This is a genomic window from Sorangium sp. So ce590 (assembly GCF_051521365.1).
In the GTDB taxonomy this organism is placed as follows: domain Bacteria; phylum Myxococcota_A; class Polyangia; order Polyangiales; family Polyangiaceae; genus Sorangium.
Genome location: NZ_CP150346.1, coordinates 11,089,863 through 11,116,798 on the forward strand (window position 1 = coordinate 11,089,863; position 26,936 = coordinate 11,116,798).

At 72.0% G+C, this 26,936-nt stretch carries 21 protein-coding genes; 11 read left to right on the forward strand and 10 right to left on the reverse strand.

Annotated features, from left to right (window positions below; translation table 11 throughout):
• Window positions 1-108 precede the first annotated feature (108 nt).
• The gene (locus WMF28_RS42080; protein ID WP_437604369.1) at window positions 109-2,034 is read left to right on the forward strand and encodes a fructose-1,6-bisphosphatase; all 1,926 of its coding nucleotides are present in this window, start codon (window positions 109-111) and stop codon (window positions 2,032-2,034) included.
• A gap of 103 nt (window positions 2,035-2,137) precedes the next feature.
• Here WMF28_RS42080 and WMF28_RS42085 read toward each other — a convergent pair whose 3' ends face one another.
• Complete coding sequence (locus tag WMF28_RS42085; protein WP_437599383.1) at window positions 2,138-2,302, reverse strand: DUF1264 domain-containing protein; 165 nt, start codon at window positions 2,300-2,302, stop codon at window positions 2,138-2,140.
• A gap of 653 nt (window positions 2,303-2,955) precedes the next feature.
• Between WMF28_RS42085 and WMF28_RS42090 the strand changes: the two genes are divergently transcribed.
• The gene (locus WMF28_RS42090; protein ID WP_437599384.1) at window positions 2,956-5,163 is read left to right on the forward strand and encodes a glycoside hydrolase family 3 protein; all 2,208 of its coding nucleotides are present in this window, start codon (window positions 2,956-2,958) and stop codon (window positions 5,161-5,163) included.
• Window positions 5,164-5,211: 48 nt separating this feature from the next.
• Here the strand turns inward: WMF28_RS42090 and WMF28_RS42095 are convergent, their stop codons facing one another.
• From WMF28_RS42095 to WMF28_RS42110, 4 genes are all read right to left on the reverse strand, one after another.
• The gene (locus tag WMF28_RS42095; protein ID WP_437599385.1) at window positions 5,212-6,189 is read right to left on the reverse strand and encodes an NADPH:quinone oxidoreductase family protein; all 978 of its coding nucleotides are present in this window, start codon (window positions 6,187-6,189) and stop codon (window positions 5,212-5,214) included.
• Window positions 6,190-6,396: 207 nt separating this feature from the next.
• Entirely contained in the window at window positions 6,397-7,539 is a 1,143-nt protein-coding gene (locus tag WMF28_RS42100) for an ABC transporter ATP-binding protein (RefSeq protein WP_437599386.1), read from the reverse strand.
• A complete protein-coding gene (locus WMF28_RS42105; RefSeq protein WP_437599387.1) occupies window positions 7,536-8,897 on the reverse strand; it encodes an ABC transporter ATP-binding protein in 1,362 nt (453 codons plus the stop codon). Before WMF28_RS42105 ends, WMF28_RS42100 begins: the two co-directional genes overlap by 4 nt.
• A complete protein-coding gene (locus tag WMF28_RS42110) occupies window positions 8,894-9,583 on the reverse strand; it encodes a DNRLRE domain-containing protein (RefSeq protein WP_437599388.1) in 690 nt (229 codons plus the stop codon). The genes WMF28_RS42105 and WMF28_RS42110 overlap by 4 nt, the downstream gene beginning before the upstream one ends.
• Window positions 9,584-9,823: 240 nt before the next feature.
• Here WMF28_RS42110 and WMF28_RS42115 point away from each other — a divergent pair, with 240 nt between their 5' ends.
• The 3 genes from WMF28_RS42115 (at window position 9,824) to WMF28_RS42125 (ending at window position 13,887) form a co-directional block, all read left to right on the forward strand.
• Window positions 9,824-10,261, forward strand: a complete 438-nt coding sequence (locus WMF28_RS42115) for a hypothetical protein (protein ID WP_437599389.1) — start codon at window positions 9,824-9,826, stop codon at window positions 10,259-10,261.
• Window positions 10,262-10,814: 553 nt separating this feature from the next.
• A complete protein-coding gene (locus WMF28_RS42120) occupies window positions 10,815-12,494 on the forward strand; it encodes a DUF1592 domain-containing protein (protein WP_437599390.1) in 1,680 nt (559 codons plus the stop codon).
• Window positions 12,495-12,540: 46 nt separating this feature from the next.
• Window positions 12,541-13,887 carry a DUF1552 domain-containing protein gene (locus tag WMF28_RS42125; RefSeq protein ID WP_437599391.1) on the forward strand — a complete coding sequence of 449 codons (1,347 nt, stop codon included), beginning with the start codon at window positions 12,541-12,543 and terminating at the stop codon, window positions 13,885-13,887.
• Between the two features lie 96 nt (window positions 13,888-13,983).
• On the opposite strand, the gene WMF28_RS42130 is transcribed toward WMF28_RS42125, so the two are convergent.
• On the reverse strand, window positions 13,984-14,820 hold the full coding sequence (locus WMF28_RS42130; RefSeq protein ID WP_437599392.1) for a hypothetical protein: 837 nt from the start codon (window positions 14,818-14,820) through the stop codon (window positions 13,984-13,986).
• Between the two features lie 243 nt (window positions 14,821-15,063).
• Here WMF28_RS42130 and WMF28_RS42135 point away from each other — a divergent pair, with 243 nt between their 5' ends.
• From WMF28_RS42135 to polA, 6 genes are all read left to right on the forward strand, one after another.
• Window positions 15,064-15,804 (forward strand): SDR family oxidoreductase, encoded by a 741-nt coding sequence (locus tag WMF28_RS42135; RefSeq protein WP_437599393.1) that lies wholly within the window; start codon window positions 15,064-15,066, stop codon window positions 15,802-15,804.
• Window positions 15,805-15,898: 94 nt separating this feature from the next.
• Window positions 15,899-17,437, forward strand: a complete 1,539-nt coding sequence (locus WMF28_RS42140) for an aminopeptidase P family protein (RefSeq protein ID WP_437599394.1) — start codon at window positions 15,899-15,901, stop codon at window positions 17,435-17,437.
• A 332-nt stretch (window positions 17,438-17,769) separates the two neighbouring features.
• The gene (locus tag WMF28_RS42145) at window positions 17,770-19,698 is read left to right on the forward strand and encodes a S8 family peptidase (RefSeq protein ID WP_437599395.1); all 1,929 of its coding nucleotides are present in this window, start codon (window positions 17,770-17,772) and stop codon (window positions 19,696-19,698) included.
• A gap of 85 nt (window positions 19,699-19,783) precedes the next feature.
• Window positions 19,784-19,987, forward strand: coding sequence for a hypothetical protein (locus WMF28_RS42150; protein ID WP_437599396.1), 204 nt, complete (start codon window positions 19,784-19,786; stop codon window positions 19,985-19,987).
• Between the two features lie 18 nt (window positions 19,988-20,005).
• Complete coding sequence (locus WMF28_RS42155; RefSeq protein ID WP_437599397.1) at window positions 20,006-21,343, forward strand: carboxypeptidase regulatory-like domain-containing protein; 1,338 nt, start codon at window positions 20,006-20,008, stop codon at window positions 21,341-21,343.
• Between the two features lie 33 nt (window positions 21,344-21,376).
• Entirely contained in the window at window positions 21,377-24,079 is a 2,703-nt protein-coding gene (polA, locus tag WMF28_RS42160) for a DNA polymerase I (protein ID WP_437599398.1), read from the forward strand.
• A gap of 161 nt (window positions 24,080-24,240) precedes the next feature.
• Here the strand turns inward: polA and rpsT are convergent, their stop codons facing one another.
• The 4 genes from rpsT to WMF28_RS42180 form a co-directional block, all read right to left on the reverse strand.
• Window positions 24,241-24,525, reverse strand: a complete 285-nt coding sequence (gene rpsT / locus WMF28_RS42165) for a 30S ribosomal protein S20 (RefSeq protein ID WP_437484028.1) — start codon at window positions 24,523-24,525, stop codon at window positions 24,241-24,243.
• A gap of 13 nt (window positions 24,526-24,538) precedes the next feature.
• On the reverse strand, window positions 24,539-24,727 hold the full coding sequence (locus tag WMF28_RS42170) for a hypothetical protein (RefSeq protein WP_437599399.1): 189 nt from the start codon (window positions 24,725-24,727) through the stop codon (window positions 24,539-24,541).
• A 61-nt stretch (window positions 24,728-24,788) separates the two neighbouring features.
• Window positions 24,789-26,312 (reverse strand): hypothetical protein, encoded by a 1,524-nt coding sequence (locus WMF28_RS42175; RefSeq protein WP_437599400.1) that lies wholly within the window; start codon window positions 26,310-26,312, stop codon window positions 24,789-24,791.
• Window positions 26,309-26,896 (reverse strand): RNA polymerase sigma factor, encoded by a 588-nt coding sequence (locus WMF28_RS42180; RefSeq protein ID WP_437599401.1) that lies wholly within the window; start codon window positions 26,894-26,896, stop codon window positions 26,309-26,311. The genes WMF28_RS42175 and WMF28_RS42180 overlap by 4 nt, the downstream gene beginning before the upstream one ends.
• Window positions 26,897-26,936: the final 40 nt, after the last annotated feature.

Here is a 26,936-nt window from a genome sequence, read left to right on the forward strand (position 1 = left end):
CTGACGGGAACGCCGATCGTCAACCTCGGATCCAACGAGCATGTCGCGTCGCCTCCCGCGCGCTCGCCTGACGTGCCGGCCGGCGCCTTTGCTCTATGCTGGGGCGTCATGCTCGACACGCGGGAGCTGCCCCTCCTCCGCGCCCTCGCGGCCCGGTATCCGACGACCGAGGCCGCGCTCTCCGAGATCGGCCACCTGCGGGCGATCCTGTCGCTTCCGAAGGGGACGGTGCACGTGGTCAGCGACGTCCACGGCGAGCACAGGAAGCTGAAGCACATCATCAACAACGCCTCGGGGAGCCTGCGGCCGCTTGTCGAGCGGGTCTTCGGCGACCGGCTCACGGCGGGCGAGAAGCGCGCGCTGCTCTCGGTCATCTACTATCCTCGCGAGAGCTACGCGCGGGTCGCGGCCGGCGGCGAGGCGGAGCGGCGGGCCTTCCTGCTCTGGACGCTCGCGCGCGAGGTCGAGGTCATCCGCGAGCTGTCGCTGCGCTACACGCTTCGCCAGGTGGAGCAAGCGTTCCCGGACGACATGCGCGGCCTGCTCCGCGAGCTCGTCTCGGCGCGCGCCGCTCTCGGCGAGGGCGGCTACCTCGACGCGCTCATCGACCCGTTCGTGCACCATTGTCGCGAGATCGAGATCCTGCGCGCCACGGCGCGCGTCATCCGGAATCTGACGGTCTTCGAGCTCGTCGTGGCGGGCGATCTCGGCGATCGCGGTCCCCGGCTGGACAAGGTGCTCGAGTACCTGATGCGCCAGCCGCGCGCGCGGGTCGCGTGGGGCAACCACGACGTGAGCTGGATGGGCGCCAGCCTCGGCCACGAGGCGCTCATCGCCACCGTGGTCCGCCTCTCGCTCCGGTACGGGCGCCTCGAGCAGCTCGAGGAGGGCTTCGGCATCCCGGTCGCCCCGATCGACCGGCTCGCGCGCACCGTCTATGCCGACGACCCGGCGGAGCGCTTCGCGGTGCGGGGCGACGGGCTGCGCGACGCGCTCCTCATGGCGCGGATGCAGAAGGCGATGGCGGTCCTGCAGTTCAAGCTGGAGGGCCAGCTCTGCCGGCGGCGCCCGGAGCTTGCCCTCGATCACCGGTGCTTGCTTCACCGCATCGACCCGCGCGCGGGGACGGTGTCGATCGATGGCGAGGTGTACCCGCTCCTCGACACGCGCTTTCCGACCGTCGATTTCGCCGATCCGTACGCGCTCACGCCGGAGGAGGCGTCGTGCATCGCGCTGCTCAAGGAGTCCTTCGTGAAGAGCCCTGTCCTGTCGCGCCGGATGCGCTGGATGGTGCAGCAGGGGACGACGTGGCTCCGGCGCGATCGGGCGCTCATCTTTCACGGCTGTGTCCCGGTGGACGGCGAGGGCGCGCTTCTCCCGTTCGTGGTCGACGGCGAGCCTCGTCGCGGCAGGGCGCTGTTCGACGCGCTGGAGCGCGTGGTGCGCCGGGCTTTCCGGGCGGGCGCGCAGGAGGACGTCGACCTGCTCTGGTACCTCTGGACCGGCCCGCTCTCGCCCATGTTCGGCAAGGACCGGATGACGACGTTCGAGTCCTATTTCGTGGCCGACGCGAGGACGCACAAGGAGACGAAGAACCCGTATTTCCACCTGATCCACGACGCCGGCTTCTGCGGCCGGGTGTGCCGCGAGTTTGGGCTGGACGAGGAGCGCGGGCTCATCGTGAACGGGCATGTGCCGGTGCGGGTCGAGCAGGGGGAGTCGCCGATCAAGGCGTCGCACCGCGCGGTGACGATCGACGGGGCGTTCTCGGAGGCCTACGGCGACAAGGGGTACACGCTCGTGCTCGAGGCGAGCGGGGTGCGGCTGGCGCAGCACCACCACTTCACGTCGGTCGAGCAGGCGGTGGAGGCGGGGGAGGACATCATCCCCGAGATCTCGGATGTGGAGGCCTACGAGGTCGAGCGCCGGGTGGGGGATACCGAGAAGGGGGAGGAGCTGGTGCGGGAGATCGAGATCCTGGAGCGGCTCATCGTGGCGTATCGAGACGGTGCGCTCCTGGAGCAGCCGAGGTGAGGCGAGGCGCGGCGGTTGCCGCCGCGCCGGGTCACGGGAGCTGGCCGTCCATGATCCACTGCTCGAGGACGAGCTCCTCAGCTCTCCTGAGAGGAGCTCGTCATTATGCGGGGGCCAGAGCTTCTTCTCGTCCTCGGGCAGGCCCTCGGACATCGACTTGGATGAGGAGGTACTCGACCCCGATGAGGTGCGCGTCCTTCGTGTTCCCGTCGAAGATCACACACTGCGTGAACTCTTCATTGATCCCTTTGCAATCGTGATGGGCCATCCATGCGATGGTCCGGGTTCTCCTTCATCACGTGGAATCCGTCCGGGTAGTGGTCGATCGCTCGCACGGGGCTCGGATCCTGGAGTGCTTCTGCGCCCTTCTCGAGGATCTCGAAAAACGCTCTTCCCGCCGGATCGCGGGGCAGGCCGTGGCCCTCCTGCGTCGGTTGTGGCGTTCTGCCACGGGTGAATTACCGCGCTGCGCCATCCCGTTTGCAACTTGCCGCGCGACTCGGACTATGGTTAACGGGTGGGCGTTCCAGGACGCGCCGTGTCATCCCGGCGCGCCGCGAGGGCCGCGCCAGGATCGAATTCATCGCCGCGCCGGCCGCGGCGCCGACGCGCGCCGCGCGCATCGAAGCGGCGATCGATCCCTCGTTCGCGGCGTGAGGGGGGCTTGCGTGCGGGTGGAGTCATGGATTAGAACATTCCCATTCTGTCTTATGTTGTCTTACACCCATCGCGTGGCGACCGGCCTGGAGCAGGGGGTGACCTCCGGGCCTCCGAGCACGAGGCCTGTTATCGGCCGTCCTGCTCGATTCGTTCGCGGGCGAACGGCGCGCGGGGCTCATCCCGATCGACGCTTTGCTTGACTGTCACGGTTCACCTCAGAGCCCATCCTTACATCTCATTGACATAGAGAGGGGAGCACCTATGCGCCTCACACGGTATTCGACATGGATCATGGCGGCGGCGGTTGTTCTCGCGCCGGCCGCCTGCGGGGACGACACGTCCGACAATCCGAGCAGCTCATCGACCGGAGCGGGCGCCGGCAGCGGCAGCGGCGGCAACGGCAGCGGCAGCGGCGGCAACGGCAACGGCAGCGGCGGCAACGGCAGCGGCGCGGGTGACAGCACCGGCGGCAACGGCAGCGGCGCCGGCGACAGCACCGGCGGCGGCGGCAGCGGCGCCGGCGACAGCGTGGGTCTCCTGCCCTGCGACGGCGGCTGGCCCGAGGTAGAGAGCGCGATCGCGAAGGATCCGGCCATCGAGGCGGCCGTCGCCGAGCTCCTCGGCCGGATGACCATCGAGGAGAAGGTCGGCCAGATGGTGCAGGCCGAGATCGGCTACATCACGCCGGAAGAGGTCAAGCAGTACCACATCGGCTCCGTGCTCAACGGCGGCGGCTCCTGGCCGGGCGGTAGCAAGAGCGCGTCGGCGGCGGACTGGGTCGCGCGCGCCGACGCCTTCTACAAGGCCTCGGTGGACACGTCCGGTGGCCGCGCGGGCATCCCGATCATCTGGGGCATCGACGCGGTGCACGGGAACAACAATGTCCGCGGCGCCACGCTCTTCCCGCACAACATCGGCCTGGGCGCGGCGAACGAGCCCGCGCTGCTCGAGCGCATCGGCGCCGCGACGGCCAAGGAGGTCGTCGCCACGGGGCTCGACTGGACCTTCGCGCCGACGCTCGCGACAGTCCGTGACGACCGGTGGGGCCGCACGTACGAGGCCTACTCCGAGGATCCGGAGATCGTGAACGCCTACGCCGGCCGGGTCGTGCAAGGCATCCAGGGCGCCGCGAACAGCCCGGATCTCTTCGGTGCTTCGCGCGTCATCGCGACGGCCAAGCATTTCATCGGCGACGGCGGCACCGACAAGGGCGATGACCAGGGGAACTACCTCGGGTCCGACACCGAGCTGTGCGAGATCCACGGTCAGGGGTACATGTCCGCCATCCCGGCGGGCGCGCAGACGGTCATGGCGTCGTACAACCGCGTGCGCGGCGACAAGATGCACGGCAAGGGCGATCTGCTCACCGGGGTGCTGAAGGACAAGTTCCACTTCGACGGCTTCGTCATCGGCGACTGGAACGGTCATGGGCAGGTGAGCGGCTGCACGGACGACTCGTGCGCGGCCTCGATCAACGCCGGTGTGGACATGATCATGGTCCCGACCGCCTGGAAGGCGTTCTACACGAACACCCTCGCCCAGGCGAAGTCCGGCCAGATCAAGATGGAGCGGGTCGACGACGCCGTGACGAGGATCCTGCGCGTCAAGATGCGGGCCGGGCTCCTCGGCCCGAAGAAGACGAAGGGCGCCCCGTCGGAGCGGATGTTCGCGGGGGAGCAGTCGGTGCTCGGCGCCAGGGAGCACCGGGACCTCGCGCGCGAGGCGGTCAGGAAGTCGCTCGTGCTCCTGAAGAACGCGGGCTCGGTGCTCCCCCTCGCTCCGTCTGCGAAGGTGCTCGTCGCGGGCAAGTCTGCGGACAACCTCTCGAACCAGGCCGGCGGGTGGTCGCGGACGTGGCAGGGCACGGACAACTCGAACGCCGACTTCCCGGGCGCCACGTCCATCTATGCGGGGATCCAGGCGCTCGTGTCCGGGGGCGGCGGCCAGGCGATGCTGAGCGCCAACGGCGCCGCCGCCTCGTCGGGGAGCTTCGACGCGGCGATCGTGGTGATCGGCGAGACCCCCTACGCGGAGATGAAGGGCGATATCCAGCCCGGGAAGGACGCCGATGACAACATCGAGCACGCGAAGACGCTGGAGCACGCGCGCTTCCACCCGGAGGACCTCCAGGTGCTCCAGGCCATCCGTACGGCCGCGCCGACGCTGCCGATCGTGACGGTCTTCCTGTCGGGCCGCCCGCTCTACGTGAACAAGGAGCTGAACCTCTCCGACGCGTTCGTGGCGGCGTGGCTCCCGGGCTCCGAGGGCGGCGGCGTGGCCGACGTGCTGTTCGGTGCGCACGAGTTCCAGGGCAAGCTCTCGTTCTCCTGGCCCGGGAGCGAGTGCCAGCTCGTCAACCGCAACGACGGCCAGACGGCGCAGTTCCCCTACGGCTTCGGCCTGACCACGAAGGACCAGGACACGCTCGGCAAGCTCGCCGAGACGTCCACCGGGACCGCCTGCAACTGAGCCCTTCCCCCGTGCCGCTGCCGCTCGCCCGAGCGGCGGCGGCGCCCCTCATCGCTGCGTGGTGAGCACCACCTTGCCGGTGGTCGCGCGGGACGCGACCGCCGTCATGGCGGCCTTCGCGTCCGCCATCGGCAGCGCGGCGGAGACGAGCGGCTTGATCGCGCCCTTTCCATACATCGCATAGAGCGCGTCCTGCGCGCTCCGCGTCACGGCGGGCTCGGCGCGGCTGTAGGTGCCCCAGTAGACGCCGATGACCGCGTAGTTCTTGACGAGCAGGTGGTTTGCGCGCGCCGCGGGGAAGCGGCCTGAGGCGAAGCCGATCACCAGGATGCGGCCCTCGAAGGCGACGCACTTGGTGGACTGGTCGAAGACGTCTCCGCCGACGGGGTCGAAGATGATATCGGCCCCTCGGCCCGAGGTCCGCTCCTTGACGAGGGCGACGAAGTCCTCGTGCCGGTAGTCGATCGCGACGTCTGCCCCGAGCGCGCGGCAGACCGCCCCCTTCTCCTTTCCGCCGGCGGTCGCGATGACGGTCGCGCCGGCCGCCTTGGCGAGCTGGATCGCCGCGCTGCCGACGCCGCCTGCGCCGGCGTGCACGAGGACCGTGTCGCCGGGCTTGATGCCGGCGCGGCGGTGCAGCGCGAGGTAGCCTGTCTGGTACGTGATGGTCAGCGCCGCCGCGTCCTCGAACGGCATGCCGTCGGGGAGCGTGTATGTCGTGCGCGGGCCTGCGATCACGTGGGTCGCGTACCCTCCCGAGCCGGGCAGCGTCGCGGCCACGCGGGTGCCCGGCCGCAGCGACGGCTCGCGGCTCTCGACGACGACGCCGGCGACCTCGAAGCCGGGGATGAACGGCGGAGTCGGCTTGACCTGATGGGCGCCTGCCGTGAAGAGCACGTCGGGGAAGTTGATCGCGGAGGCGGCGATCTCGATCCGGACCTCCCCCTCGGCGAGCGGGGGGTCGTCCACCTCTTCCCAGACGAGGATCTCGGGGGAGCCGAAGGCGTGTCCGCGCCAGGCGTGCATGGTGCGCGGACCTTAGCAGAAAGCGCGAGAGCCGAGCCACAGAGGCGCATGCAAGCACAGAGCGCCTGTTCCTCATTCCCTCTGTGTCTCTGTATCTCTGTGGTATATATATCGTTCTGCTCCCCGATCGTCGCCGCTACACCCGATCAATCACATCGGGCTCGCGGCGCACCGGGGCCTCGGCTGTGCCAGGTCGGGCCGCCGCGGTCACGCCCCCTCGGGGTACCAGCACGCCACGCGGTGGCCGCTCCCGGGGACGAGCTCCTCGAGCGGCGGGATCTCGACGTCGCACTTGCCCTCTTCCGCCTTCCGGCAGCGCGGGTGGAACACGCAGCCCTCGGGCGGGTTGATCGCGCTCGCCGGCGCGCCCGGCAACAGGCGGCGCGCCTTGCCCCCTCGCTCGATCGACGGCGTCGCCTCGAAGAGCGCGCGCGTGTACGGGTGGTGCTGCTGCTCGACAACGCCTTGCGCCGGGCCGAGCTCCACGATCCGGCCGAGGTACATCACGGCGACGCGGTGGCTCACGTGCTGGATGACGCGGAGATCGTGCGAGATGAACAGGAGGCCGAGCGAGAGCTCGTCCTGGAGCTCCTCGAGCAGGTTGACGATCTGGGCCTGGACCGAGAGGTCGAGCGCGCTCACGGGCTCGTCGCACACGATGAAATCCGGGCGCACGGCGAGCGCCCTGGCGATCGCGACCCGCTGCCGCTGCCCGCCGGAGAGCTCGTGGGGGAAGCGCCCCATCATGTCCGGCCGCAGCCCGACCTTCTGGAGCACGCCCTCGACCATCGCGGTCTCCTCGTCGCGGCTCCGCGCGAGGCGGTGGATCACGAGGCCCTCGCCGACGATCTCGCGCAGCGTCATGCGCGGATTGAGCGAGCCGTACGGGTCCTGGAAGACGATCTGCATCCGCCGGCGCATGGTCCTGAGCGCGCGCGCCGAGAGGGCGGTGAGGTCCACGCCGTCGAAGAGGACGCGGCCGACCGTGGGCTCGATGAGCCGGATCGCGAGGCGCCCGAGGGTGCTCTTGCCGGAGCCCGACTCGCCGACCAGGCCGAGCGTCTCGCCGCGGTGGATGTGGAAGCTCACCCCGTCGACCGCCTGCACGAACGCCGGCTTCGCAAAGGGACCGCGCTGCACCGGGTACAGCTTCGAGAGCCCCTCCGCCTGGACGAGCGGCCGCTCGCCCCGCGCGCTGTCGAAGCGCATGCTCTCCGGGCGGCCGCTGTCGGGGCGGCCGCTGTCCGGACGCATGCTGTCCGGACGCATGCTGTCCGGGCGCGCCGCGCCGGCGCCGTCGCTCGGGCCGGGCGACGGGGAGGGCGGCGGGAGGCCGCTGTCGCGCGTCACGCGGCGCCCTCGTCGCCCGCGCGCCCCGGGCCTGCGAGGAGAAAGCACCGCGCCGCGTGGTGCCCCGCGCCGGGCGGGACGGCGTACATGTCCGGCGCCTCCACGCGGCAGCGATCGAACACGGCGTCGCAGCGGTCGCTGAAGCGGCAGCCGCGCGGCGGATCGCGCAGATCGGGGAGCCCGCCCGGGATGGTCGGCAGGCGCAGCGCCCGCTGGCCGCGCACGCGGGGCGGGCGGAACCCGCGCGCCGGGACGCTCCTGAGGAGCGAGCGCGTGTACGGGTGCGACGGCGCCGCGAGCACGTTGCGCGCCGGCCCTCGCTCCACGACGACGCCGGCGTAGAGGACGACGATCTCGTCCGCGAGCTCGCCGACCACCGCGAGGTCGTGCGCGATGAGCAGGAGGCTCATCGACGTCTCGGCCTTGAGCCGATCGAGGAGGTCCAGGATCTGCGCTTGCGTGGTCATGTCGAGCGCGGTGGTCGGCTCGTCGGCGATGAGCAGCGAGGGCCCTGCCGCGAGGGCCATCGCGATCATGACGCGCTGGCGCATCCCGCCGGACAGCTCGTGCGGATAGCTGTTCGCGCGCACCTCGGGCTCGGGGAAGCCGACCTTGCGCAGGAGGCTCACCGCGTAGAGCCGGGCGGCGCCGCGGGACATGGGCAGGTGCAGCCGGACGGCCTCGGCGATCTGGGCGCTGACCGTGTAGACGGGGTTCAGCGAGGTCATCGGCTCCTGGAAGATCATGCCGATCTTCCCGCCGCGCACGGCGCGCATCTCGCGCTCGCTCAGCGCGAGGAGGTCCTGGCCCTCGAGCTCGATCGCGCCGCCGTCGACGGCCGCGTAGGGCGCGGGCAGCAGCCGCAGGATGCTGAGCGCGGTCACCGTCTTGCCGCACCCCGACTCGCCGACGAGCGCGACGCTGCTCCCGCGCGGCACCGTGAACGACACGCCGTCGAGGGCGCGGGTGACGCGGCCGTCGGCGGTGAACGAGACGCGCAGGTCGCTCACCCGGAGCAGCGCGGGCGGCGGGGCCTCCCCGGGCGCCGGCGGCGGCGCGGCGCGGCGGAGCGGGAGTGGGCGCACGCTCGCCGTCGAGCGCTGGGTGACGGCGGGCTCGTCGTCGTCATCGTGGGGGCCGCGCGCGAGGGGCGGCGCGCCGGGGGTGAGCGGCGCGCCGGACGCGGGCGGCGCGCCGGGGGTGAGCGGCGCGCCGGACGCGGGCGGTGCGGCGGGCGGGGTGCTGGGCGTGGAGGGCCTGCGCCAGCCGCCGTCGTGGCGGATGAGGGGAAGGGGGAGCGAGTTCCGCGCGCCGAGGTCGTCGTCCTCGTCGCCCTCGTCGTCCTGGCCGGTGCTCACCGTACGTACACCTCGAGGAGGGGGCCGGCGCCCTGGGAGGTGCCCATCGAGTAGGCCGCCCCGACGGCGTCTTTGCCCGGCGCGAGGATGGCGATGCCGTGGTCGTCCTTGCGCCGCCTGGCCCAGTCGCGCACGAGCGAGGTGACGTCGATCCGCAGCGGCGTCGCCGGGCGGCGCCGCGCGATGGCGGCGGCTTCCGGGATCGACAGGCGCGGCTGCCGGCCCCACGTGGCCGTCTCGGAGCGCCACGGCTCGAGGATGCGCGCCACCTCCAGGGTGACCGCGCGCTCGGCGGGCGGCGCCAGCGGGGCTGGCTCCAGCAGGACGAAGGCGCTCGCGATGTCGGCGTCGACGCCGAAGGTCGGCGTGAACCGGAGCAGCAGCACGATGTCGCCGGTCCCGGCGCGCCCGAGCGCGATCGCGTCGGGGACGCCGGGCGTGGCCGCGGCGTCGCCGTTCTCCGCGATCACGGCCAGGTCTGCCGGCCGGAGCAGCAAGCGGCGCGCATCGATGGGCGAGGGGAGGGCGCTCGGCGGCCGGCAGCGCCCCGCGACGCAGTAGTGGGCGCCGCAGACGCCCGCGCCCGCGCAGACGCCCGCGTCCGTCGCGGGCGCGGCGCCGCAGCCCAGGAGCGGCGCCGCCGCGACGAGCAGGGCCACGGGCGCGAGGGCGGCGAGCAGACGCACGGCGGGGGCGACCATAGCAGAGGGCGGCCCCGCTGACAGGGGCGCGGCTCGCCGGGGGAGGCGAAGGCGCGGGGCGGCGCGGGTGGGGCTGCGGCGTGCCCGGGGCAGCGATCCGAGGCCCGGGAGAGGCTGCGGTGTGCGCCCGGGGCGCTGGGGGCCGGGCGGAGGGGAGGCGATGCCCCTCACGGGCGTTGCGATCCCTGTTGTCGGGCAGCGGCCGCTCTGCTGGGATGCCGTGTCGTGCGCGTTCGAGCCGTTACCTTCCTGAGGGCGCTCGTGATCGTGGCCTCCTTGCCCGCGGCGCTCGCTGCCTGCGGGAAGAATGCGCCGCTCGGGTCTCCGTGCCGCGCTGACGACGACTGCGCCTCCGGCCTCGCCTGCCACCGCGAGCAGTGTCTGCACGAGGGGAGCGCCCGGCGCCTCCGCGAGGAGGAGCAGCGCGCCTCCGCCGACGCCGGCGCGCGGAAGGTCGGCGACCGCATCGAGGTCGAGTGGAAGGGGTCGTACAAGCCGGCGATCGTCACCGGCGTCGTCGCCCGTGGCTCCTACCGGGTCCACTTCGAGGGCTACGACGCGCAGTGGGACGAGGTCGTGACCGAGGCGCGCATCAAGGGAGGCGCGCGATCGGGCCCGGGGCCGAGGACGGCCATCCCGGCGGCGAGCAGCTCGTCGCGCTGAGCGGCGGAAGGCCGGTTTCAGAGCACGCGCAGCTCGCCGGCGGGGACCGGAGACGGTGCCTCGAAAGCAGCTGAGCTGGTGGTGGCCGGATTTGAACATGAAGGCGGGGAGGCGGGAAGAAAAGATCAATGCCCTTCCCGCCTTCATGTGCATCACTCCGGAGCAAATAGGGCCACCACGTGCCGTGGAGCCGACGTCATCGAGTCCTCGCCGAGGCAAGGAGTGATCTTCGATATCGGGTAAGCCAGGTGAGCTGATTTATACAGCGACGGTACGATTCGGTCGCCATGCCGACGTGCTGTTCTCAGCCGGGCTCCCCGTGCTCCGTCGCGCGTCGCTGGCTCGACGCGAGCCAGCGGCGTGGCAGCCAGCGATCCGCGCCATGCGGTGATCAGAAGAGCGTGCTATGGGAATGTAGCCCCTGCCCCGAGCTGACGCCGGGGCGCGCACGTTCCGCCTTGCTTCGAAAGTTCGCCTCAGACCACGACGTGGCGCATCGCCGGAATGCCTCGGCGTGCGTCAGGTGCGCTCCACCTGAATGGCTGGTCACTCCATGAGCAAGACAATGCCGCCCGACACCGATCGATCGGTACCGTTCCACCGGCGTTCCCTCGCGGCGGGCGTGTCCGCGATGGCGCTCTTCTGTCTGACGGCGGTTGCCTGTACCGGGCAGCTCGGCGACGGCAGCTCTGACGACGGCACGCTGATCGACCCCGTCACGGGGCAGCCCACAGCGCAAGACTGCAGTGTCGCTCGAACGAGCCCCAGCGTCCTGCGCCGCCTGTCGCGGCTCGAGTACCAGCTGACGCTCCAGGACCTGTTCGAGCTCGCCGAGCCGCCCGTCGTCGACAGTATCCCGGAAGATACCGGTCAGGGCGGATTCCGGACGATCGCCGCCCTCCAGAACGTGTCGGATCAGCACCTTCGGGCCTACCTGGGGACGGCGGAGGCGCTCGGGCAGGAGCTCATGGCCGACGAGGCGCGCCGGGCCTCGGTGCTCGGCTGCGAGCCGGAGGCCTCCGATTGCCTCGAGCGCTTCGTGCAGCGCTTCGGCAAGCTCGCGTATCGGAGGCCGCTGTCCTCCGAGGAGGTGAGCGATCTGGTCGGGCGGGCGAGCGAGGTCGCGCAGGACAGGGCGGACGCGTTTCGCTTCGTCATCGAGGCGCTGCTCACCTCGCCCAGCTTCCTGTTCCGGATCGAGGTCGGCGCGACCGGCGCGGAGACGTCGCCCCTGTCGCCGCTCGAGCTCGCCTCCCGGCTGTCGTTCACGCTGTGGGGCCGGTCCCCGAGCGCAGCGCTCCTGTCGCGCGCAGAGGCCGGCGAGCTCGACACCCCGAAGGGGCTCCTCGCGGTCGCGGAGGAGATGGTCGAAGACGAGCGGACCCCGCGCTTCTACAACGCCTTCTTCAAGCAGTGGCTGACGTTCGAGCAGCTCCGCCCGCCGGCCAACCCGGACGCGTCGACGCCCGCCCTCCTGGGGGACATGATCACCGAGAGCGAGCTCCTGCTCGACGAGCACGCCTTCACCCCGGACGTCGACTTCTTCGACGCGCTCACCGCGAATCACACGTACATCAGCCCGGCGCTCGCGAAGTTCTATGGCATGGAGGCGCCGGACGACGGAATGACGCGCGTGGAGTTTCCGGACGACCACCACCGGGCGAACACCGGGCTGCTCACGCACGCCAGCCTGATCAGCGCCAAGAACGACGGCGACCTCATCTCCGTGCGCGGCCAGTGGCTCCGGCAGGCCTTTCTCTGCGAGAAGATCCATATCCCCGCCGGGCTCCTCGAGGAGCTGGAGAGCGAGCTCGCCGGGCTGAGCTACCTCGACGTCGTCAAGAAGCGCAACACGCAGGCCGGGTGCGCCGGCTGCCATGCGCGCATCGATCCGATCGGCGTCGGGTTCGCCCAGTACGACAAGCAGGGGCGGTACGACGGGAGCATCGCTATCGACGAGTTCGGGATCGAGCCGCGCCTCCAGGGCGCAGCCAACGAGTCGTTCGACTCGCTCGCCGCCCTGGCGGCGGAGCTCCGGCAGAGCCCGAAGCTGGCCGCGTGCGTCGCGGAGAAGCTGTTCACGTACACCCAGGGACGCGAGCCGGCGGTCGAGGATCGCTGCGCCATCGACGCCGCCGCGGAGAGCTTCGCGCAGGACGGCAACCGGTTCCGCTCCTTCCTGACCGCCATCGTGCAGTCTCCGGCGTTCCGGCTGCGAAGGGCGCCAGAGTGATGTGCTCGCAACCCGTCCGACCGATGATGGAAGAGGAGTGTCGCCAGTGAAGATCTCGAGAAGAGCTCTGCTCCGCGGCGCCGGCGTCGCGGTCGCCTTGCCGTTCCTCGACGCGATGCGACCGCAGCGCGCCAGCGCCGCGCCGGCGGATCCGAAGCGCTTCGTGGCCTTCTTCGTTCCCAACGGCACCGACCCCGGCGCGTGGCACCCGCGCACGGCGGGGCCGCTCTCGGCCGAGGGGCTGACGCCGGCCCTCGTGGACATGAAGGGCTTCGCCGCCGAGCGCGAGTGGCCGGCGGGCGATCCGATCTGGCGCGATGTCACGATGGTGTCCGACGTCGACCACCAGGTCATCTGCTCCGAGATCCACAGCCCGGCGATGGCGCTCTGCGCCCACACCGACGGCGGCGGACAGTCCGTCCCGCGCAAGGCCACGCTCGACCAGTACCTGGCCGATCACATCGCGGCCGAGACCCCTTACCGCAGCATCAACGTGTCGCCCACGGGCGACACGGCGGTCACACAGGGCTTCACCTCGTTCCGGGAGGGCGGTCAGGTCGAGGACGCCTTCCGCGACCCGTCCCGCCTGTTCGACACGCTCTTCAGCAACCTGGGCGAGCCGAGCGAGGGGATGGACGACATCCGGCGGCGCCGCGCCAGCGTCCTCGACTGGGTGAGAGAGGACGCAAGGCGGCTGAACCAGCGCCTCGGCGCGGCGGACCGGGCGCGCGTGGAGCAGCACCTCGAGTCGGTGTTCGAGCTGGAGAAGCAGATCCAGTCCACGACCCAGTCGAGCTGCACCGTCCCCGGCGAGCCCCCGCGGGGGCTCGACCTGCACGGCAAGTTCAAGCAGATGATCGATCTCGGGCTGCTCGCGCTCACCTGCGACCTGACGCGGGTGCTCGTCCTGCAGTACTCGAACAGCTGGGGCCTCGATTTCGCCGGTTACGACCTGCCCGACGGCGTGGGGGACTGGAGCGACCACTTCATCTCGCACAAGCTCGGCGACCGCGATCGCGCGACCGATCTCGACGGCCTGCCGCAAGCGGAGGCGATGCGCATCGCCAACGCCCGCGTCGTCCAGACCTCGCGGTTCAAGGTGCGCCGCTTCGCCTACCTGCTCAACGCGATGAAGGCCGCCACCACGGCGACAGGTAACCTCCTCGACGAGTCGCTCGTGCTCTACACGTCCGAGAACGGCGATGGCGACTCCCACGGTCGGAAGAACATGCCCATCATGCTGGCCGGACACGTGGGGGGCTTCCAGACAGGCCGCGCCGTCCGCGCGAACAACGCGCCTACCGGCGGGCTCCATTGCTCGATCATCAACTACTTCGGCGTCGAGCTGTCGAAGTACGGCGACCCGGCGAGCGGCCCGATCGCCGGTCTGTGAGCCCCGCGGCCGGCCGATCGACGAGGCGAGCGCAGGCTCGGCGCCGCCGCGCGCCTGCGCTCAGGTGATCTCGAATGCTCGTCGTGAATCCGCCCGTCAGTCGATCTGCAGGTGGTAGTGCGCGGGCGTCGTCTCCTCGATGACCAGGACGCCCCCGACCTCCGCGGTGCTCTCGAGGAACGCGCGCTTCTCCTTCGGCGACATGGTCCTGTTGCGCACGTCCACGGCGCCTCGGCGCAGGTGCGCAGAGACGTAGATCCCCCGGTCGATCTGGTCCTGGATGACGGCCTCCATGGCGGCGACCACCTGCTCCGGCGGCTTGCCCGAGCGCGCCTTGTATGCCTTCTTGATCTCCTGGATCGCCGCCTTGTTCCGGTAGAGCTTGAGGAGATCCTCGCCGAGCCTGAGCTTCGTGAACATCGCCCTGGCCTGTCGGTTCGCGTCGCGTGTCCCGCTCGTGATCACGAGGTGCTCGCGCGTGCGCCGCGCGTACTCCCGGTCGATCTGCTCGAGCTTCGCGGCGATCTTCGCGGGGAGCATCACGCCCGGCAGCACCTCGTACGGCGGCGGGGTCCACGGCTCCACGGGCACGGCCTTCCCGAGCGCCGTCAGGGGCGGCAGCTGCGCGCGCCGCTCCTCCTCCTCCGACGGCAGCTCGTCGCAGTCGAGCGACGGCGCGCCCGCCGGGGCGGCGCTTTTGGCGGCGACAGCGCGCGGGGGGCTCTGGGCTCGCGGGGCGGCGCTCGCCGGCGCGGCGGCAGTGCCGGTGTCAGGCCCATGGAGGCCGGGCAGATCGAGGCCGGGCAGATCGATGGAGTCGAGCTTCTCCCTGCATCCCGCGGCGCACAGCAGCGCGGCGGCGAGGGCGCACAGGCGCCACGTCGGCTCCCTGGAGCGCTCCGGGGCGGAGCTTCGGCGTGTCGGGGGGGGCATCGTCAAAGCCGGCGCAGCGTGCCACGGGGCGCGTCACGGGAGAAAAAAACGGCGACAGCGGGCGCGCGCGTCGGAGCACCGAGGCAGGAGCCTGCGAGGCGGGCGGGGCAGGAGGGCGCCATGGACGCCGAGCTCGAGAGACCGCGACGTGACCCTCGCCCTCGGGCCGTCCGCTCGCGGCCCTGACCGCCATCGATGCTGTCCCTTCGACGCACGCGGCGCCACATCGGCTAAACGGCGTCCATGCCCCACGTTCCCTTGACCGGCCGTGTCGCCCTCGTGACCGGCGCCGGTACGCGCCTCGGCGCTGCGACCGCCCGAGCGCTCGCAGCCGCGGGGGCCGACCTGGCCGTCCACTACGCCACGAGCGGCGCCGGCGCGGACGCCGTCGTCGACGAGGCGCGCTCGCTCGGCCGGCGCGCCGTCGCGCTCCAGGCGGACCTCTACGATCGCGAGGCGGTCGCCGCGCTGGCCCGTGCGGTGCTCGACTGGTCGTCCGGTCGGCTCGACCTGCTCGTCCACAACGCGGCGAACTTCGAGCGGGTCCCGCCGGCCGAGCTCTCCGCCGACGCCTGGGACCGCGCCATGGCGCTCAACGCCACCGCGCCGTACCTGCTCACGCTCGAGCTCGCTCCTGCGCTCCGCGCCTGCCACGGAAGCGTCGTCGCGGTCGTCTGTGTGAGCGCCGAGCGCCCGTGGAGGAACTACATCCCTTATTCGGTCTCCAAGGCCGCGCTCGCCCACCTCGTCCGCGGCCTCGCGGTGGGGCTTTCGCCTGACGTGCGCGTCAACGGCATCGCACCCGGGACAGTCCTGCCGCCCTCTTCCTACGACGAGGCCACGCTCGCTCGCCTTCGCGAGCGCATCCCGCTCCGGCGCCTCGGCGAGGCCGAAGACATCGCGCGCGCCGTGGTGTTCCTTGCTGAAAACGACTTCATCACCGGCCAGATCCTCGCGGTCGACGGCGGCGCTTCGGTCGCCTGAGGCGCCGCCGCCCGTAGGGGACGATCCGCGCGGCGGGTCGGGCGCGCGCTTTGGCTTGAACGACCCTGCCCGATCGACCCATAGTTTGAGCCCCATGAGCCATACGCCCGAGACCAGCGCCGCCCCTCTCCAGGCAGAGCCTGCCCCCAGCGCGCCCACCGGCAGCGGCCCGGCCGAGGCGCCCGTCGCTGCGGTCGCCGGTGCCGAGGCCAAGCCGGCCAGCCACGACTCGACGCTGCCGGAGGCCCTGATCGCGTTCATGCTGGACCGCTGGGCGCCGGCTCCCAGCGAGCTCCCCGAGCCGATCGCGCACGCCGAGGTGTTCGCTGCCCGCCGCCGCGCCCTCTCGAAGCTCTTCCCGGCGGAGACGCTCGTCCTCTCGACGGGGCACGAGAAGGTGCGCGCCAACGACACGCACTACCGCTTTCGCCCGGGCTCGGACTTCTTCTATCTGACGGGCAACCTCGAGCCTGACTGCGTGCTCGTCCTGCAGCCGCAGGAGGGGGGCGGGCACCGGGACATCCTCTTCGTCGAGCCGAACCCCGGGCGCAGCGACAAGACGTTCTTCACCGATCGCGCGAAGGGAGAGCTGTGGGTCGGCCCCCGCCTGGGCGTCGAGCAGAGCCGCGCGCGTTTCGGCGTCGACGAGTGCCGCGGGCTCCCCGAGCTGGACGCGTACCTGAGCGGCCTCGTCGGCACGGTGACGCGTCCGCACCGCGTGCTCCGCGGCATGTCCGAGCGCGTCGACAAGCTCCTCGCCCGGCACGATCGCGACAAGCAGCTCGGCGAGGCGCTCTCGGAGATGCGCCTCCTCAAGGACGCCCTCGAGGTCGAGGAGCTCGAGGCGGTCGTCGCGTCGACGAAGCGGGGCTTCGAGGACGTCATCCGTGCGCTCCCGCGGGGGCGGAGCGAGCGAGAGCTCGAGGGCGTCTTCAACCTGCGCGCCCGGGTGGAGGGCAACGACGTCGGCTACGGGACCATCGCCGCGTCGGGCCACCACGCCTGCATCCTGCACTGGACGAGGAACGACGGCGCGCTCGAGCCGGGCAAGCTCCTTCTGCTCGACGCCGGCGTCGAGGGGAACGCGCTCTACACCGCCGACATCACCCGGACGTTGCCGATCAACGGGAAGTTTTCCCCGGAGCAGCGCGAGATCTACGAGCTCGTGCTCGAGGCGCAGGAGGCGGCGATCAACGAGGTGAAGCCGGGCAACGATTTCATGGAGCCGAACCGCGCGGCGATGCGGGCGCTCGCCCGGGGGCTCGAGCGGCTCGGCATCCTGAGCGTCTCGGCCGAGGAGGCGCTCAGGGAAGACAAGCAGTTCTACCGCCGGTACTCGCTCCACAACGTGAGCCACATGCTGGGCCTCGACGTGCACGACTGCGCGCAGGCGCGGCAGCAGGTCTACAAGTTCGGCAAGCTCAAGCCGGGGATGGTGCTCACGGTGGAGCCTGGCCTGTACTTCCAGATCGATGACGAGACGGTCCCGGCCCGCTATCGCGGCATCGGCGTGCGCATCGAGGACGATATCCTCGTCACGGAGACCGGATATCGGAACCTGTCGATCGATATCCCGCGGACCGTGAGCGACGTGGAAGCGTGGATGGCCGGCCTGTGGGCGGCGGCGAGGTGATGTGAGCCGCGGGCCGGACGGCGCCGGGCGGGGATTCCGCTGACGCAGAGAGCCGCAGGGGAGGGCGCTGGAGACAGAGCGCGCGGGCAATCGGGCTCGTCAGAGAGCGTGCGGTACGGCGGCGGTGTGGGAGGTTGTCTGCGGGATGTCCTGAGGTCCAGGAACTCCGCGATCGCGAGGGGCCCTGCACCGCTGGAGACACGGCGGCCGCGTTCCGCAGCGGGCATGCGGGCGCGACGAGCGCGATCCGTCGGCGCCAGGCGCGGTACGTCGACGCCAGAGCGATGGCTGCTCGGGGATAGCGGCGCTACGCTGCCGAAGAGGAGACCCCTATGCACAAGTCTCGCCTTCAGCGTGGGTCAGGGACCGCCATTCACCCAGGCGGACGCGCGCTCGCGACGTCGCTGCTCGCGGCAGCGGCGCTGGTCGCCGTTGCCGGCGCGGCCAGGGCCGACGGAACGGACGGCCGAGGCGCCGGGGTCGCGCTCGCGGCGCGCTCTCCGGGGATGCTCGAGCCCCGTCTCCCTGGGTACGCCAACCCCGCGCTGCCCGTCGATGTCGATCGCTCGAACCGCTTCGATCTCCTGAGCGAGCCGGTCGCGACCGCGGGCGAGCCGCTGCACGGCCTAGCCTCCGAGCTCGACGAGACAAGCTACGACATCCCGGGGCAGATCGTCGTCGACGCGCGCGACGATCTCGACGACAGCGCGCTCGCGGCGCTCGCGCGCGACTTCTCGCTGAGCGTCGTGCCGACCGCGCTCGCCTCGGAGACCCGGATCCAGATCGCCACCGTGGACGGCCCGGTCAGCGCGGCCCTGCAGCGGCTCGCACAGGATCCGCGCGTGGAGGTGGCCGAGCCGCTCGCCTGGGTGCGCGCCTCGTTCGTCGCGAACGATCCGCTGCTGAAGGACCAGTGGCACATGGCGCGCGTGGGCGCCGAGCGCGCATGGGACTTCGCCACCGGCCGCGGGGTCACCGTCGCCGTGGTCGACACCGGCATCGCGTGTGAGACGCACGGGCCGTTCACCAAGGGCACCGACCTGGCCTCGACCGAGTGCGTGGAGGGGTGGAACTTCGTCAACAAGACGACCCACGCGAACGACGACCAGGGCCACGGCACGCACGTGGCGGGCACGATCGCGCAGTCGACCCACAACGGCCTCGGGGCCGTGGGGCTCGCGTTCCACGCGCGGCTCATGCCGGTCAAGGTGCTGAACGAGAGCGGCTGGGGCACGACCGCCGACGTGGCCGACGGCATCCGGTGGGCGGCCGAGCACGGCGCCGACGTCATCAACCTGAGCCTCGGCGGGCCGCGCAACTCCAAGGTCCTCCAGAGCGCGATCGACTACGCGATCTCGCGCGGCACGGTCGTCGTCGCGGCGGCCGGCAACACCGGCGGGCGCGTGCAGTACCCCGGCGCCTCCGACGGCGTCATCGGCGTGAGCGCCACCGACGCGAACGACAAGATCGCGAGGTTCTCCTCGCGCGGCCAGGGCGTCGACGTCGCGGCGCCCGGGGTGAACGTCACCCAGCAGACCATCTGCAACCGCGGGCGCGACAAGTGCGAGGGCTACCCGGTGTACAGCGGCACCTCGATGGCCGCGCCCCACGTGGCCGGCGCGGCGGCGCTGCTCGTGAGCCTCGGCGTGTCGGACCCGCGCGCGGTCGAGGACGCGCTCCGCTCAGGCGCGCGCAGGGTCGACGACTCCGACAGCGGCAGGCTCCTCTACGGGGCCGGCATCCTCGACGCCGCGAGCTCGGTCGTGCGCGTCACGCAGAGCCACATCGTCGTGCGGCTGCTCGCGCTGCTCGTGCTCGCGATGTGGGTCGGCCGCCGCGCCCGCAAGAAGGAGGCGAACGCCACGAGCCCGTGGCAGGCGAGCTTCCTCCTCCCGGCGCTCGCGGCGGGGCCGGGGCTGTTCTTCTTCGCGCCGTGGCTCCTGCCGCGCGTGGACCTCGTCGTCGACGTGCTGGCCCGGCCGATCGCCGACCTCGACCTGCTGATCGGCGCCTCGGTCCACCGCTGGCTGCCGCTCGCCAACGCGCTCATCCCGCTCGGCCTCACCTCGATCTTCTTCGGCGTGAAGAAGCTCCGGCCGGCGATCGCGGGCATCGCCGTCGGTACGGCGGCCTACCTCACGTCGGTCGTCGTGCTCGGTGAGGTCGCCGGCCCCCTCGGCCGGATGGCCCTCGTCGTCTGGTGCGCGGCCAACGCCGCAGCCTGCCTCTGGATCGCCCGGACGAACCTCTCCGCGCGCTGAGCCGGCGCGCGCCGCGCTCGCTCGTGGCCGGGCCAGGAGCCCAGCCGTTATGACCTCCCCGGCAAAACGAGCTAGGATGCCGGCCATGCGGCCCGGCACCTTGCTCCTACCCTTTGCGCTGCTCCTCGGGGCGTGCGGCGGCTCCTCCAGCGAGACGCCGTGGCCCGCCGAGCCGGAAAGCCCCGCGCTCGGCCCCACCGACGAGGCGGCGATCGCGCCGGTCGACGGGCGCGAGCGCCCCGAAGGCGTGGATGAGGGCTCGGCCGGCCAGGCCGACGCCGGCCGCTGAACCGGCGCGGAGGACGGCATGGTGGACAGCCGGACGGCGGGCACGCAGCGAAGGGCCTGGCTCTCCGCGGCCCTGCTGTCCGTGGCGCTGCTGGTCGCGCCGCTCCTCTTCTGGCTGCTCCTGCCGCGCCCCGACCCCGTGATGGCAGCGCGGCGCGAGCCCGCGACCGCGCTGCTCCCTGCGCCGCAGCCGGAGCTCGCGGAGCCGCGCGAGGTCGAGGTCGAGGCGCCGCAGCCGGCGCCGCCGCCGCCGCCGCCGCGCGAGACGACGGCCGCGCGCGCTGAGCCGGTCCGCGGCGTGGTCCTCGATTCGGAGGGCCGCCCCAGCGCAGGCGCCGTGGTCAGCTGCCGCGATGAGCCGGGCGTGTCGGCGAGCGCTGACGCCAGGGGGCGCTTCGAGCTGCCGCCCGAGGCCGACGGCTGCACCGCGACCGCGGCGCAGCCTCCGTTCGGCGAGGCCGAGCCCACGCGCCTCGCCGCGGGCCGCGACAACGTCCTCCACCTGATCGCCGCGGGGGCGATCGCGGGCGAGGTCGTGGATCAATCGGGCAGGCCCATCGAGGCGTACCTGCTGGCGATCGAGTCGTTCCAGCCGGCCGGATCCGGCGCGCGCGGGAGCATCGATGGCCGCGCGCGCAAGGTGTCCGATCCGGGCGGCGCGTTCCGGTTGGACGAGCTCGCGCCGGGCCGCTACGTGCTGACGGTGAGCGCGGCCGGCCGCCCGCCGACGCGGAGCCCGGCCGTCGACGTCGAGGCGGGCCGCGTCGCCGACCGCGTGAGGATCGTGCTGCCGCAGGGCGCGACGCTGAGGGGCAGGGTCGTCGACGCCGCGTCGCGCGCCCCGGTCGTCGAGGCCCAGGTCGAGCTCGACTCCGTGACCTCGTCCGGCGCGAACGCGATCTCGCTCTCGCTCACCGACGCGAACGGCGACTACGAGCTCCAGGGCGTGCCCGCGAGCGGCCCGTTCTCGGTGCGCGTGCGCCACGAGGAGTACATATCCAAGATCGTGTCCAGCCTCGACGCGCGCGGCGCGGGCTCGGTGCGCGCCGACATCGAGCTCCGCATGCTGGACGACGGCGGATCGCGCGAGGAGCTCACGGGCATCGGCGCGATGCTCTCGGCCTCGTCGAGCGGCGTCACGATCGCGGGCCTCATCGAGGGCGGGCCCGCGGTGTCTGCCGGGCTCGCGCAAGGCGACGTCATCGTCCGCATCGACGGCGAGAACGCGAGGGAGCTCCCGCTCGCCGACTGCATCCAGCGCCTCCGCGGCCCGGTGGGGACGCGCGTCACCGTCGGCGTCGAGCGCGAGGGGCGCGTCCTCGAGGTGACAATGCAGCGCGACGTCGTGGTTCGATGAACGGCCGCGCGCCGAGGTGCTAAGGGTCGATCCATGTCCATGCGCCCTACCGCGCTTCCCCCGGCCGGAGCTCCGGACGTCCTCTACCTGATCGACCTCTCGGGCTACGTCTTCCGCGCCTACCACGCGATCAGCCCGCTCTCGAGCCCGAGCGGCGAACCGACGCATGCGACGTACGGCACCGTCGCGATGCTCTCGAAGCTCGTGGACGAGCGCAAGCCCGCGTACCTCGGCGTGGCGATGGACTCCCCGGGCAAGACGTTCCGCGACGATCTCGACCCCCGCTACAAGGCCCACCGGCCCCCGCCGCCGCCCGATCTCGGGGTGCAGATGAGCCGGTGCCGGGAGATCGTCGAGGCGTACCGCATCCCGATCTTCATCCAGGAGGGGCTCGAGGCGGACGATCTCGTGGCCGTCACCGTTGCGCGGGCCAAGGAGCGGGGGCTGCGCGTGGTCATCGCGTCGAGCGACAAGGATCTCATGCAGCTCGTCGACGACGAGCGGGTGATGCTCTGGGACGCGATGCGCGACAAGGTCTACGGCCACCCCGAGGTCGTCGCGAAGTTCGGGGTGCCGCCGGAGCAGGTGCGCGACCTGCTCGCCCTCGTCGGCGACAGCTCGGACAACGTCCCCGGCGTCCCCGGCGTGGGCCTGAAGACGGCGGCCGAGCTGCTCGCGCAGTTCGGCTCGCTCTCGTCGATTTACGCCCGCCTGGACGAGGTGAAGAAGCCTCGCATCCGCGAGTCGCTCAAGCAGCACGAGGCCGACGCGCTCCTGTCGCAGAAGCTCGTGACGCTCGACGGCAGCGCGCCCGTCTCGCTCGATCTGGAGACGCTGCGCTACGGCGGCGCGGACACCGGCAGGCTCAGGGAGCTCTTCACCGAGCTCGGCTTCTCGCGCTTCCTGAAGGCCGTTCGCGCGCCCGAGCCCGCCGCGCGCGCGGCGACCTACCGGGTCATCGCGACGCGCGAGGAGCTCGAGGGCTTCGCGAGGTCCGCGCGCGCGGCCGGGCGCCTCGCCATCGACGTGCTCGCCACGAGCCGCGAGCCGATGAGCGCCCACGTCTGCGGCATCGCGCTCGCCTGCGAGCCGGGGCAGGCCGCCTACGTCCCGCTGGGCCATCGCTACCTCGGCGCGCCGGCCCAGCTCGCGATGAGCGACATCGACGCGGTGCTCGGCCCGCTGCTCGCCGACCCCGAGCTCCCGAAGGTGGGCCACGACGTCAAGTACTGCGAGGTGATCCTGCTGCGGCACCGCATCGGGCTTCTGGGGGTCGCCTTCGACACGATGCTGGCGAGCTACCTGCTCGATCCGGAGGGGAAGAACCAGCTCCACGAGCTCGCCGAGCGCGAGCTCGGCGCCAAGATGCAGACCCTCGACGAGGTGGTCCCGAAGCGCCGCGGGCAGGCGCAGCGCGCCCTCGACGAGATCGAGCTCGGCGAGGCCTCGACCTACGGGGCGGCGTTCGCCGACGTCGCGCTCTCGCTCACCGACCGGCTGCGCCCGCGGCTCCGCGCCGAGCGGCTCGAGGATCTGCTCATGCAGATCGAGCTGCCCCTCTCCGCGGTGCTCGCAGAGATGGAGCTCACGGGCGTCCTGGTCGACCCGCAGGCGCTCGCGCAGCTCGGCGCGAAGATGACGACCGAGCTCGCGGCGCTGGAGCAGAAGGCGCGCGAGATGGTGGGGCACGACATCAACCTGGCGTCACCGAAGCAGCTCGAGGCGGTGCTGTTCGACGAGCTCAAGCTGCGCTCCCAGCGCAAGACGAAGACCGGCCGCTCGACCGACGCCGACGTGCTCGAGGCGCTCTCGGAGGACCACCCGTTCCCCGGCGTGGTGCTCGAGCACCGCGTCATCGCGAAGCTCAAGGGCACGTACGTCGACGCGCTGCCGCGCCTCGTGCACCCGAGCACGGGCCGGATCCACACGCGCTGGAGCCAGGCCGTGGCCGCGACCGGGCGGCTCTCGTCGCAGGATCCGAACCTGCAGAACATCCCGATCCGCACGGAGCTCGGGCGGATGATCCGGCGCGCGTTCATCGCGCCGCCGGGCAGCGTGATCGTGAGCGCCGACTACTCCCAGATCGAGCTGCGCGTGCTCGCGCACCTGTCGAAGGATCCGGTGCTCGTCGACGCGTTCCGCACCGGGCAGGACGTGCACGTGCGCACCGCGATGGAGATCTTCGGCGTGGACGAGGCGGGGGTCACGGACGAGATGCGCCGCCGGAGCAAGACCATCAACTTCGGCGTGATCTACGGGATGGGCGAGTCGGCGCTCGCGAAGCGCCTCGACATCTCGCGCGCGGAGGCGGCGCGCTTCATCGACGCCTACTTTGCGCGCTACCGCGGCGTGCACGAGTTCATGGAGCGGACGATGGCCGAGGCGAAGCGCTCCGAGTCGGTGCGCACGCTGCTCGGCCGGCGCCGGTTGCTCCCGGATCTGCGCAGCAGCGACCGCATGCGCCGCGCCCAGGCCGAGCGCATCGCGCAGAACACCCCCATCCAGGGGACGGCGGCGGATCTCTTGAAGCTCGCGATGGTGCGCGTCCCGCGCCCCGTGGTCCCCGGCGCGCGCATGGTGCTCACGGTGCACGACGAGCTCGCGTTCGAGGTGCCGGCCGGGGCGGTGGACGAGGCGAAGGCCAGGGTGCGGGAGGCCATGGAGTCGGTCTTCCCGCTCGACGTGCCGCTCGTCGTCGACATCGGCCACGGCCCGACCTGGGCCGACGCCCACTGACGCTCGCGGACGCTGGGCCGACGCCACGGTGCGCCGCGATGACCAGGCCTGCGGCGGCACAAGGGCGCCGGCCGCGGCATCACGGCGATGAGTGGAGACAAAACGACGACGCCCGCTTCACCTTGCGGTGGAGCGGGGCGTACGTGCGGAGAGGTTGCCGCTCAGCTCGCGGCGGTCTTGGCGGCGACGCTCGCCTTGTGAAGGGCGAGGGCCAGGCGGCTCTTCACGCGCGACGCGCGCTTGGCGGGGATCGCCCCCTTCGACGCGGCGCGATCGAGCGCGCTCTCCGCGGCGGTGACCGGCGCGGTGGACTCCTGCGAGACGCCCTTCAGCGCGGTGCGCGCCTTCTTGACGACCGTGCGGAGCTCCGACTTGATGGCGCGGTTGCGCGCGGTCCTGGTGATGCGCTGGCGGTTGCGCTTTTCGGCGGATGCGTGATTGGCCATGAGAAAAGCTCTCCTACTTCTTCGCCTGCGCCTCGGTGGGCGTGGCAGCGCGCAGGGCGTCCGGCGCGTTCTGATCGTAACCCGCCGGATGGATCGGGAACTTGGGGGTGCCGTGCGCGCGTTCGAAGCGCTTGCGGACGGTGCCCGCAGAGCGCGCCTTGCGTTGACGGATGCGCTGGGTTTGCTGGGTCGCGGAAACCATGGGGGCGCGCATTCTACCTGCGGGCCCCCTCATGTCAACCTGGAGGTTGAGCCTCCCTGGGCTAGGGCCGGATCGTGGCGCTCACCGCGAACGACGGCTTCGAGAACGGGCCGACGTTCGCGCCCTTGAGCGCCGCCTGCACGCAGCTCGACTGGCCGTTCGCCGCCGCCCAGCCGCTGACGCTGACCTTGCTCACCTGGCCTGTCGACGAGAACGTGATCTGCGCGCGCGACACGTCGTCCGCGCCCGCCACGCACGCCCTCGCGTTGCCCATGACCGAGCCGAGCGCGGCCTGCACCGAGCCCTGCGACGGCTGCTCGGGGATGTTCTGCTGCCGGAGCGAGCCCGAGGCCGGCACCGGCGCCTCCGACACCACCGACGGCTGCTTCTCGCCGCCATCGCCCACGGCGGCCTGCATGGCGGAAGGCAAATCCCCCGGCTTGCCAGGCGCTGCCGGCGCCGCCGCCACCTTTCCCTGCTCCGGCTTCGGCGCGGCGGCGGGCGAGGCAGGCGCCGCGGGCGCCGCCGCGCCGGCGCCGACCGGTGCCGCTGGCGCCTTGGGCGCCGCCGCCAGCTTCTCCGCCGCTTCCACGGGCTGCGGCTCGGGCTGCGCGTTTTCTACCGGCGCGGCGGGCGCGGCGGCGACCGGGGCAGCAGGCTGTGCCGGCCGCTCCTCGCGCGGCGCGGCGGGCGCCAGGACGGCGGGTGGCGCTGCCGTCGTCGCGGCCGCCGTCTCCTGCGGCGACGGCGCCCTCGTCTTCACCACGACCGTCACCGCCGCGGCCAAGCCGAGGGCCGCGAGGGCCGCGCCGGCGATCATCCCGCCGGACCGCTGCTTCGCAGGAGCCTCGGCAACGGGCGCGGACGGGGCGCGCGGCCTCCTCACCGACACCGCCGCGACCGCGGCCGGCTTCTCGTCCTCGTCGAGCAGGTCGGCCGTGCCGGGCTGCGCCTTCTCGGCGGACTCCACCTGCTCCGGGGGCACCGACGCGCTGAGCCGGTTGAGATCGATGACGCCGGAGTCCTCGGTCACCCCCTCGGCCGGCCGCAACGAAGGCGACGACGCGCGCAGGGCGCCGGAGAGCGAGCCGCGCGCCGGCGGCATCGAGCCACGTCCCGAGGACGGCAGCGGCGTGGACAGCGGGCCGCGCCCGGACGGCAGCGGCGTCGAGAGCGCCGGGTTGCTCCCGGAAGCGCCGCTCATGCGACCCGGGGCCTGGCTGGCGCGCTCGGCGATCTCCTTCAGCGACGGACGTTTCTTCTCCGGGGGCCGTGAAGCGCTGCCGCCCGACAGGCGCGCTTCAGCCTTCGAGGCCCTGCCTGTTTCTGATCCGTCCGCCATGGTACTGCGTTCTCCTGCTGCGCGTACTTCGCGCAGAACGTCCCCCGTCTGCTCCTCGCCTGGCTCTGCGGCGAGGTCCGGGGCCGCGAGGAGGTCGGCCACCGCCGCGGTGTCCTCCGATCGCCGGGATAGGGCGACCTCGATGATGCGAGCTGCCCGCGTCTCCCACGCCGCCTCGTCGACGGCGGGGGCAGGCCAATCGTTGAGCATCCGATCGAGGTCGAGCTTGCTGGTGACGTTCATTCGGCGTCCCCTCCGAAACCGCGCTCCGCGAGGTAGACGCGGAGTTTGCGGCGCGCCTCGTGGACGCGCCAGGCAACTGTTCCCTCTGGACAGCCCAGGATTCTGGACGCGTCCTCGTGGGGCACGCCGTCGATGCACACGAGGATGAGCGTCGTCCGCAGCGTGTCCGAGAGCGTATCGATGCCGTCGCAGAGCGCGGCCGCGAGCTCGCGCCGCTGGGTCGTCGCGGCCGGATCGACGCCGTGGCTCGGGCGCGTCTCGAGCAGCAGCGCCTCGATCCGCGGATCGTCGGCGGGGGTCGAGTTTCTGCTCGGCTTGCGGGCCCGGATCATGTTGAGCGAGAGGTTCACGGCGATCCGGTAGAGCCAGGTGAAGGGCTCGCTCCGCCCGTCGAACCGATCGAGCGCCTGGTAGGCCCGGACGAAGGTTTCCTGGGTCACGTCCTCTGCCTCCGCGCCCGAGCGGACGAGGTGGAACGCCAGCCGGAAGATGCGCTTCTGATGTCGACGCACCAGCGCCCCGAACGCCTGGGCATCCCCGCCCCGGGCTTGATCGACGAGCTCACGATCGCTGGTCTTGGCCATCCTAGCCGCCTCGGGATGCGAATTGTCTCCCGCGCACGGA